This is a genomic window from Lentilactobacillus parakefiri (assembly GCF_002157585.1).
Classification (GTDB): domain Bacteria; phylum Bacillota; class Bacilli; order Lactobacillales; family Lactobacillaceae; genus Lentilactobacillus; species Lentilactobacillus parakefiri.
Genome location: NZ_BDGB01000048.1, coordinates 1 through 9,902 on the forward strand (window position 1 = coordinate 1; position 9,902 = coordinate 9,902).

A 9,902-nucleotide genomic window follows, 5' to 3' on the forward strand; every position below is an offset into this window, starting at 1 on the left:
GATATTCAACTGGCTCAAGATACCTTAAACAACCGGCTGCGGCGGTCATTGAACTATCGCTGTCCAGCTGATCTAATGCCTGAACTAGCTTAGCAACTAGACCACTTCTAAGAATAGATTCTTAGTGTTGCACTTGATTTGACAATTGAGGGTTAACTAAATTTTAATAATTGAGCTTTTTATTTCTTAGGTGGTGAACAAAATGGTCAAACAAGGCAGATTTGCCAGATCCAGTAAAATGAAACAGATTAAAGCTATTCGAAAACGAATGCATCAACCGGCGGGGCGGACAATTCACCCGGACCAATTTCAAGACTTTGTTCTGGTTCGTTATGGCTTGACACTGAAGAAGCGTTTGAGGGGAATTGACAAAGAAACCGTGCAGCGATTCCTGCAGGAACTGTTAGTGGTGACCCCAATTGATCAGACTTGGGCATTGCCGACAATTTTACGAGCAACCCTTCGAAGCATTGGCAATAAAGTTCCGTATCAATTTTACCGAATTGTTACCAAGGAGTGGACCGAGGTTCAGCACTTTCTCCAACGCGAAATTCCGGCCGTTCCCTTGGAAAATAGAATTCTGGTGACCGATCCGGTGAGTGACAACCAGCTTCAAGAAATTGTTTCTGCGGAGTTGGCTGGCAATACCATGGTTGAAATGGTGCACGATAATCCCGCAATGCAAAAGATTGTCACAGACGAACCCTATACGACACTTCAGACCAATTTGCTCAATGATGGGAAAATTGATTGGCAAAAAGTCGCTGCTGTCTCCACACCGATTCATTTTGATCCCGAGGTTGCCGAGGATGCAGGCACCAGACAGTGGCTCGAACAGTTGATAAAGGAATAGCGAGGTCATGAGGATGGATTTAAAGCAGGCTTTAGAATGCGTTAACTTAGTACCGATGTTTCATTCACTGCCGGAAGATCAAAAGATCGAAGTTGCCAAATTAGTGGTCCAGCATGAATATCCAAAGGGGACCATTATTTACCTTGCCGGTGACACGGTTGGTCACTTTATGATTTTGGAAGCTGGCCAAGTCAAGATTTCTCAAGTGGCTGCTAATGGCAAAGAACAACTACTTAAAGTGTTGCAGCCTGGCGACTTTGATGGTGAAGCTGCCCTGTTTAACGGCGATCAGCGCAATGTGACCGCCACTGCATTAGTGGACTCGAATGTTTGTCAGATAGAGCAGGGGGCTTTCCAAAACTTACTACAAAAAAGTCCCCAGCTATCTACTAGCCTGTTGGCAACCATGAGCCAGCAGATTAACAATCTCCAAGAAGAAAAGACCCTTTCTTCAACGGCAGATATGGCCGGTAAGTTGGCTAAGTATTTAGTTGAAACCGGAGCAGCACTTGATGAGAACCCATTTAAGCTACCACTCAAAAAGAAGGACATTGCAACGTATTTGGGGACCACTCCCGAAACGATCAGCCGGACCTTTAAACAGCTCGCAAGCAAAGGGCTGATTGAAGCGACCGGTTCCCAAGTGACCATTATTGACGAAGACGGCTTGGACATGTTGGTCTAAGCTTTTTCTTTTCCCTAAATATTTATTGCATAAATTTTAAAAAGAATTGATTTATACGTACGAATATTTTACAATGAGAGAGTAAACGAAAACTAAACGTAGCGACGTTGGAGGAAAAAACGATGGACGAAAGTCGAGTACGAAATGAAATTGTAAGCGGAAACATTTCGTTGGGGATTGAACTGGGATCAACTCGAATCAAAGCTGTTCTGGTTTCTGACGATTTCCAAACAATTGCTTCAGGCGATTATCTTTGGGAGAACGAATTAGACAACGGCATCTGGACGTACCCACTTGAAAAAGTCTGGGATGGTATTCAGACTAGTTATGCAACCCTTGCTTTAGAGGTGCATGACAAATTTGGTGTTGATATCCAGAAAATTGGTTCGATTGGTGTTAGTGCCATGATGCATGGCTACATGGCATTCGATAAGAATGATGAAATCTTGGTGCCATTTAGAACTTGGCGTAACAACATTACTGGTGATGCTGCCGAAGCGTTGACCAAGTTGTTCAACTTCAACATTCCAGAACGTTGGAGCATCGCTCATTTATACCAAGCTATTTTGAATGACGAAAAACACGTCAAAGATGTTGATTTTATCACGACGCTTGCTGGATACGTGACTTGGAAATTATCTGGGGAAAAGGTCATTGGTGTTGGGGATGCTTCCGGAATGTTCCCAATCGACGAATCAACGGTTAACTACAATAAAGAAATGGCAGACAAGTTCAGTTCCCTGCCTGACGTTAAGAAATATTCATGGAACCTCCTCGACATTTTGCCGACCGTGTTACCAGCTGGCAAGAAAGCCGGCGAGTTGACTGATGAAGGTGCCAAATTGCTGGACCAAAGCGGCACCCTTCAAGGCGGTTCGTTGATTGCACCGCCAGAAGGTGATGCTGGTACTGGAATGGTTGCTACCAACAGTGTCAAGAAGCGGACTGGTAACATTTCCGCCGGGACATCAGCCTTCTCAATGGTGGTTCTTGATTCACCAATGAAAGCCGTTCATCGTGATATCGATATGGTAACGACACCAGATGGCGTGCCGGTTGCCATGGTTCATACCAATAACAGTTCTTCAGACATCAACGCCTGGGTTGGCTTGTTTGGCGAATTTGCCAAAGCGCTGGGTCTGCAACTGAAGCCGGATGATCTCTACGGCACGTTGTTTGCTGAATCGGTGAAGGGTGACCAAGACGCCGGCGGATTGGTTAACTTTGCTTATCTTTCAGGCGAAAACATCACCAGAATGCCTGAAGGCCGACCATTATTCGTTCGTAAGCCTGACAGCAAGCTCAATTTGGCCAACTTCATTAAGGAACAGATTTATTCAGCCTTTGCCCCACTCAAAATTGGGATGGACATTTTGCTTCGAGAAGAACACATTAAGACCAACGTCTTGGTTGCTCAAGGTGGGATCTTCAAGACCCCTGTTGTTGCCCAACAAGTCTTGGCTGATGCGCTCAACACGCCAATTTCTGTTATGGAGAACGCTGGTGAAGGTGGTCCTTGGGGAATGGCTGTTTTGGCACTCTTCTGTGTCAACCGTAAGAACGGCGAAGCTTTGGAAGATTACCTTGCTAACCGGGTCTTCAAAGACTCCACGACGGCAACGTTGTATCCTGAAGAAGCCAGTGTTCAAGGCTATGATAAGTTTATTGACAACTACAAGGCGGCTCTGCCTGTAGAAGCTGAAGCTGTTAAAGCAATGAAAATGAAAAACTAGAGGTGCGAGAGAATGTTAGAAGATCTTAAAAAAGAAGTTTATGATGCCAACATGCGTTTACCACAACTGGATTTGGTGACGTTCACTTGGGGAAACGTTTCCGCAATTGACCGTGACAAGGGCTTGTTTGTCATTAAGCCTTCCGGTGTTGAGTACGACAAGATGAAGCCATCAGACATGGTGGTTGTGGACTTGAACGGCAAGGTCGTTGAAGGGGACATGAACCCATCAAGCGATACGCCGACTCATACTTACCTGTATAACCATTTTCCAAATATCGGCGGCATTGTCCATACTCATTCACCTTGGGCAGTCTCATTTGCTGCAGCTAAGATGGATATCCCAGCTGTCAGCACGACTCATGCCGATACTTTCTATGGCGACATTCCATGTGCACCTGCTTTGACTAAGAAGCAGATTGAAGAAGCTTACGAGTTAAATACTGGTAAGGTCATCGTTGATGAATTCGAACGTCGGGGTGTTGATCCGGATGCCGTATCAGCTGTCTTGGTCAGCCAACACGGCCCATTTGCCTGGGGTCCAACGGCTGATAAGGCTGTCTACAATGCCAAGGTATTGGAAGTCTCAGCTGAGATCAGTTATCACGCTTTGCAACTAACCCGTGATGAAACCCATGTCCCACAATACCTGCTGGACAAGCATTACTACCGTAAGCATGGTAAGAATGTTTACTATGGTCAAAATAATGCCAAGTCGAAGTCACATGCGGAACATGAATAGTCTGTTTTAACAATCAAATAGGTTTAAGGAAATAGAGAATACAAAAGGTCGGGACAAAACGCCATGTTTTGCCCTGACTTTTTTGTATTCGTCATATTACCTGGCTGAATAGTGGGAAAATCAGCAGCTTCCGGCCATATAAGGAGACTATTCAAATATCCAGGTTTTGGACGTTTGAATAGTCCCCTTATATTCTGGAAGCAAAGCGCTGATTTTCCCACACTCTTTTTAGAGCAAACTAGTTGCGTCGGTTCAGATTCAGCCTTATACTCACCAAAAAGAAATCTTGGAGGCGATTACATTGGCCGAGAATCCCTTAATCACTATTTCTATTCCTGCGTACAATTTGGGCTCATACTTGCCCAAAACTTTGGACAGTATTTTAAAGCAAACCTACCAAAACTTTGAAATCATCTTAGTGGATGATGCCTCAACGGACGCTACAGCGGACACAATTGCAAAATATGCCGCTAAAGACAATCGAATTCACGCTCACTATTTTCAATCACATGAAGGGGTCTCGAAAGCTCGCAATTACGCGATTGATAACGCCAAGGGCGACGTGATTGTCTTTGTAGATGGCGATGATCTCTTAGAGCCGCAATATTTGGAAGTGATCGCTCGCGGACTAGTGGATCCATCGGTTGATTTAGTTGCGGTGGGCTACAATTGGGGCTGGCGCGGTGGTAGCGGCAGCGGCAATCAATTCCGTGAAGTTTCCAAAACCAACGCCTATGCCTCAATTAATCGACGGGGCGGCGGGTTTGGCGGCTATACTTGGAACAAAGTATTCAAGCTGTCGATTATCCGCGATCATCAAATTCGATTTGATGAATCATTGGATTTAGCCGAGGACTTGCTGTTTGTTGCTGACACATTTTTGTCTCACATCGGTTCTTATTTTATCCGGGAGCGTTGTACACAAAAGTCAGCCGATCAAATAGTATCATTCATTCTGCAACCTGGCAGATGCGCAGCAAGGAGCAGGTTGTCCGCCAACACATTGATGAGATGGCGAGAAAAATACAGCCGTAAAATTTAGGTAAAGATTGTACGCAGACTTCCATTTATCATCCGGTTTGAGGTACGATAACTTCATCTTTAAGAAATTTTTTGGAGGTTATTTTGGTTTGCTAATTTTCACCAAATCTCGCAAGCAAAAATTGAATAAAATCATTTTGATGATGATGACACTCATGTCGATCCTGACAATGAGCGCCATTAGTTTGTCTGCAAAGTCGGCCAATCAACCAAAGTTTCAGGCCAAAGAGGCTTATGTGATGGATGCAACAACCGGACAGGTTCTCTACCAAAAGAACGGAAACAACAAACGGCCAATTGCCAGTCTATCCAAATTGATGACCCTCTATTTGACCAAGAAAGCGATTGATAATCATCAAATTTCTTGGGAGCAAAAGGTTCCCGTGGATGCTGAACTTCGACGAATGAGTAAGAGTTATGAAGTCGGCGGTTTTCGCATTAAGCACTCCAAAGAGTACACCGTTCGTGATTTATATAAAGCAGCACTGATTGCGTCATCCAACTCTTCAGCAATTGCATTGGGGAAATTAGTTGGTGGCGGCAATAACATGGAGTTCGTCAGGATGATGAATAAGCAGGCGCATGACTGGGGACTGGATGCCACGTTTGTCAGCAGTTCCGGCCTGGATAACACGGATTTGAGCAAGTATCACTACCAGGTTCCCCACACATCAGCCAAGGCGCAAAACATGGTAAGCGCCAAGGCAATTTCGACGGTGGCTGCTAAAGTGTTGCGTATTTTCCCATCGATTACCAAATGGAGCAAGCAACCCTCAATGAAAGTTGGCAACCAAGTATTGGTCAACTCCAATCGATTACTGCCGGGATCAGCCTTTTATCACAAAAGCACGCATGTCGATGGTCTCAAGACTGGGTTTACGGTTAACGCCGGCCTATGCATTACCGTGACTTACTGGCATGCCGGCCGTCACTTGATTGCGACGATTATTGACAGCAACACGCTGTATACATCGATGAATAAACTGATTTCGACGGTCAACCAACGGTACCAACCCGCCAAAGTTGCCTTAAAATCGCACACCTTTTCAATTGACGGCCATCAGCTGAACGCGACGCCCCAAACCCCTGAGGCTGTTATTTGGCAGCGAAAAGGGACAAATGGCTCGCATGTGACCAATTATTCAGCCATCAAAACGTCCTTGCCGATTACGAAAGGGCAGACAGTTGGTAACGCGATTGTCAAATTGGCCGATAATTCCAGTACGGCAGTGGTGCCGATGTTGGCAACGACTAATGTTCATGAGCCGCACAAAAAAGAAAAACAGACGACACCCAAAGAATCACTGCTTAAACGGATCTTTGGCTTTGTTGGCAGTATTTTTGCTGGGATCTATCGACTGTTTGTTGATTTCGTGAAATTTATGACGCCATAACGATTTCCTTGGCATCTCCTGAACAAAGGGGATGCTTTTTAATGGCCTGTTTGGCAATCGTGGCGTAAACTAAGACAGAATTTATCTGAAAGAAAGAGGTGAACGGGATGGATAAGCAACCGATTGGCCCTTATGAAAGACTTATCAGCGGATCGTTATTGGTGATGGCTGCAGGCGTGCTGGATTCATATACGTACATGCAAGATGGTGGGGTCTTTGCCGGCCTTCAAACTGGAAACTTGATTCTGACTGGATTGAGAATTGGCCGGGGTGATTACGACAGTATTGTCCAAGCACTGGTATCTCTGCTGATGTTTGCGGTGGGAGTCGCAATTATCCGGGTAATTCAATACCACTATCCCAGTGAGCGGGCGGTGACGCGTAAACGGGTGACGTTAGCGTTTGAAATTTTAATTTTTGTGGTTGTCAGCCTGATTGCTGGTCAGGTATCAATTTTGATCACGACCGGGTTGTTGGCACTTGCAGCAGCGTCACAGCTCCAAGAGTTTCGGCGGATGAAGAACAGCCCATTCACACCGTTGATGATGACCGGGAACGTCCGTACATTATCCGAAAGTGTCCTTGATTTTGTTGCCCAAGGGGATCTGAAGGCACTCAAAAAAGTCGGTGATATTATCACAATCATCGGCTCCTTCTTCGTTGGAGCGTTGTTAAACGGTTATTTAATCCAATTTTTTCATGGTCAAACCATTCTGCTCGCGGCAGTGATTTTGCTGGCGACCATTTTGTTTGCCAAATAGGTTATTCTGATTTAAGTTTTGAATACAAAACAATATCATGAAATTTTCCATTATACAAGAGGTACTCCTTTAAAATCCCCTCTTCATGAAAGCCTCGTCGTTTTGCCACGGCGCGGCTTTTTGTGTTGTTAACATCCGCAATTAACTCAAGTCGATTTAGTCCAAGTTCGCTAAAAGCAATCTGTTCCAACTGAGTCATACAAAGGGTCATAACGCCCATCCCTTGATATTGGTCAGCAAGCCAGTAGCCAATTTGGGCACGTTGATTTTCATGGCTGAATTCATGGAGATCAATCATCCCTGCTGGTTCGTTGTCCACCAAGATAATGGCGAACCAAAAATCACCCCGAACCATTTTTTCGATCCCATATTGAAGGAATTTTTGTTCGTCGCTGACGGCCACCATCACTTTGGCCCACGGTAGCCATTCAGCCAACTTCATGCGGTTACTGTTGATTAATGCCAACATTGCGTCGGCATCGGTTGCTGCTGGTAATTTTAATGCGATATGGTCGTTGATTCGATTAATAAACATAGAGTCACTCCTCGCCAAACTGTTACAATTAAGTATAACCTTTTTGAGGGAGGAAGTTTTGTTGAATGAAAGACATGTGTTGGAATTGCCGGACGCATTAAAAGACCAATTAGGGGTCAAATCCGGTGAGCAGGTGGAAGTCCATCTAGGTGCCGATGAATTAAAGATTGCCGTGCCCAAGCCGGTAGAAGTCAGACAGCGCCGCTGGGGAATGATAATGTTAACTTTTCTGATGAGCTGCGTCTTTTTGGGCTATTTTATGGTTCGAAAAATTTATCAAGTCTCTTTGGTAGGGAGTGAATCCGTGGCAACAATGGTGTTGCTACTGACAACCCTCAGTGGCCTGCTCAGTTTTATGGTGGTCTTTATCCGACTCAAGCGCCAACCGGTTCCGTGGTTGAAGCCGTTTCTTGGCGAAACCTGCCAACGGTTGCGCTGGCTTTTGCGCTGATTGGCTTTATGCTGATGGCGGGATTGTTTTGGATTGCCGGCCAATTGTTTAAAGGCGCCAGCTTTGATCTGGTGACCTCGACCGCCTTATTTGCCTTAATGACCAGTGTTGAAATCCAAACCATTAATAGTATTGTCCCTCAGCTCTCTTCAAGGCTGTTGACCAACATTTTTATTGCGGTGATTGTCAGCGGTGTGATTTTGGCAATGATCAGTAATCAGAACCTGTACTGGTGGAAACATAACCTGAGCTTTTTGGGGACTGACAAGGCAAATGACTCGTGGGAGTTTAATTTGGCACTCTTTTTTTCGAGCTTAATCCTGTTGGCGTTAGTCGATTATTTGTTTGCTTCTTTAAAACGTGTTTTTCCGAAGAGTCGCCAACTGTTAGTGCTGCGGATTTTACTGACGCTGCTAGCAGTCGATTTGGGCATGGTTGGCGCATTTCCCAACAATCTGGCAATCCATTCGCTACATACGCGACTGGCGGGTTATTTAATCTTTCTGGTGTTAGGATTGATTTTTGGTATTCGCTGGCTGTTACCCGATATATCGCGGGATTTTCAGCGGATTTCTTGGATGATTGCGGCGGCATTACTGGCTGGCGAAATTTTATTTCAGGTCATTGGCTATCTGTCGTTGACCGCCTTTGAAATCATGGCGTTCCTGCTGGCATTTAGCTGGCTGGTCATGCTGTTTGAACGGTTAAACGACTATCTGGAGCCGATTCAAAATCAGCGATACGTCATTTAATAATCTGGGAGGCTGATCAGATGTTTACAATGGTTGGAAATGTGGAAGATCAAGCGCCAATGGCTCGATATATGCGCAACCAGTTTAAGTTTTTGGGATTGAAGACACCCCAAAGAAAAGCGGCGTCTAAAGCCTTTATCAAAGCTTCCAAAGCGATTCCCGTGGCTGAAATGATGGCGAAAATTGCTGACCTGTACACTCGCGAGGAACGTGAGTACCAGTATGTGGCGATTGACGTTGCCTACGCGAATGTGAAGCGTTTGTCTTTTGCTGATATTCAAGCATTAACCAAGTACATTCAGATTAAATCCTGGTGGGACACCGTTGATACCTGGCGAAAAGTCTTTGGTACCTTTATTGTTCTTCATCCAGAAAAAAAGCACGTCGTATTTAACTTGTTCTATCAACATGATAATTTCTGGATGCGACGGGTTGCGATCATCCTACAACTGTTAGAGAAGGATACCCTGGATACGGTTCTGCTGACCAAAGCGATTGAATACGATATTAAGACGGATGAATTCTTTATTCAAAAGGCGATCGGTTGGGCACTGCGCAACTATAGTAAGTTTAATCCAGAGTGGGTCCGCGAGTTCGTGGAGCAGCATCAATTGTCAAAGCTGGCCGTCAAGGAAGCCACTAAGTATTTGTCATGAGACTTGGAAAGCAAAAAAGCCGGGATACTAGTGCGATGACTAGTACCCCGACCGTCTTTGAGTTGAAAAAATGGAAGTTTGTCAAATGGTGTTGAAGAATAGTTTCTATCCTTTGGAGATCTCCTCGTGTGGGAGATCTTTTTTGTTGTTTTATTAGTTGCGGCGTTTAATCTGGTGTGTTGTCTGAATATCGTACTTGAAGGCATAACAAATAAGCCTACCATCGTGACGTTATTGTGGTAGATAATCTAGGCAATCAGCTGGTAGACGCGTGTGAACATATTGGCCTGATTGGAGAAG

The 9,902-nt window shown here is 44.9% G+C and carries 11 protein-coding genes; 10 read left to right on the top strand and 1 reads right to left on the bottom strand.

Annotation, left to right across the window (positions count from 1 at the left end):
• The first annotated feature begins 202 nt into the window (after positions 1-202).
• The 7 genes from LPKJCM_RS05230 to LPKJCM_RS05260 all read left to right on the top strand — a co-directional run bounded on the left by LPKJCM_RS05230 (position 203) and on the right by LPKJCM_RS05260 (position 7,208).
• Positions 203-853, top strand: coding sequence for a hypothetical protein (locus tag LPKJCM_RS05230; RefSeq protein ID WP_057962215.1), 651 nt, complete (start codon positions 203-205; stop codon positions 851-853).
• A gap of 13 nt (positions 854-866) precedes the next feature.
• Complete coding sequence (locus tag LPKJCM_RS05235) at positions 867-1,538, top strand: Crp/Fnr family transcriptional regulator (RefSeq protein WP_057962214.1); 672 nt, start codon at positions 867-869, stop codon at positions 1,536-1,538.
• 122 nt (positions 1,539-1,660) lie between these two features.
• Positions 1,661-3,271: a xylulokinase gene (locus LPKJCM_RS05240; protein WP_057962213.1), complete on the top strand. Its 1,611-nt coding sequence runs from the start codon at positions 1,661-1,663 to the stop codon at positions 3,269-3,271.
• Between the two features lie 12 nt (positions 3,272-3,283).
• Positions 3,284-4,012 (top strand): L-ribulose-5-phosphate 4-epimerase, encoded by a 729-nt coding sequence (locus LPKJCM_RS05245; RefSeq protein ID WP_057962212.1) that lies wholly within the window; start codon positions 3,284-3,286, stop codon positions 4,010-4,012.
• A 301-nt stretch (positions 4,013-4,313) separates the two neighbouring features.
• Complete coding sequence (locus tag LPKJCM_RS05250; RefSeq protein WP_225364126.1) at positions 4,314-5,054, top strand: glycosyltransferase family 2 protein; 741 nt, start codon at positions 4,314-4,316, stop codon at positions 5,052-5,054.
• Between the two features lie 139 nt (positions 5,055-5,193).
• Positions 5,194-6,447, top strand: a complete 1,254-nt coding sequence (locus LPKJCM_RS05255; RefSeq protein ID WP_404819211.1) for a D-alanyl-D-alanine carboxypeptidase family protein — start codon at positions 5,194-5,196, stop codon at positions 6,445-6,447.
• Between the two features lie 107 nt (positions 6,448-6,554).
• Positions 6,555-7,208: a YoaK family protein gene (locus LPKJCM_RS05260; protein ID WP_057962211.1), complete on the top strand. Its 654-nt coding sequence runs from the start codon at positions 6,555-6,557 to the stop codon at positions 7,206-7,208.
• 1 nt (position 7,209) lies between these two features.
• On the opposite strand, the gene LPKJCM_RS05265 is transcribed toward LPKJCM_RS05260, so the two are convergent.
• A complete protein-coding gene (locus LPKJCM_RS05265) occupies positions 7,210-7,743 on the bottom strand; it encodes a GNAT family N-acetyltransferase (protein WP_057962210.1) in 534 nt (177 codons plus the stop codon).
• Positions 7,744-7,804: 61 nt separating this feature from the next.
• Here LPKJCM_RS05265 and LPKJCM_RS13500 point away from each other — a divergent pair, with 61 nt between their 5' ends.
• The 3 genes from LPKJCM_RS13500 to LPKJCM_RS05275 are packed head-to-tail and all read left to right on the top strand — an operon-like array spanning position 7,805 to position 9,602.
• Positions 7,805-8,194, top strand: a complete 390-nt coding sequence (locus tag LPKJCM_RS13500; RefSeq protein ID WP_225364127.1) for a hypothetical protein — start codon at positions 7,805-7,807, stop codon at positions 8,192-8,194.
• Complete coding sequence (locus LPKJCM_RS05270; protein WP_225364128.1) at positions 8,137-8,946, top strand: permease; 810 nt, start codon at positions 8,137-8,139, stop codon at positions 8,944-8,946. Before LPKJCM_RS13500 ends, LPKJCM_RS05270 begins: the two co-directional genes overlap by 58 nt.
• 20 nt (positions 8,947-8,966) lie before the next feature.
• The gene (locus tag LPKJCM_RS05275) at positions 8,967-9,602 is read left to right on the top strand and encodes a DNA alkylation repair protein (protein WP_057962209.1); all 636 of its coding nucleotides are present in this window, start codon (positions 8,967-8,969) and stop codon (positions 9,600-9,602) included.
• The last annotated feature ends 300 nt before the right edge of the window (positions 9,603-9,902 follow it).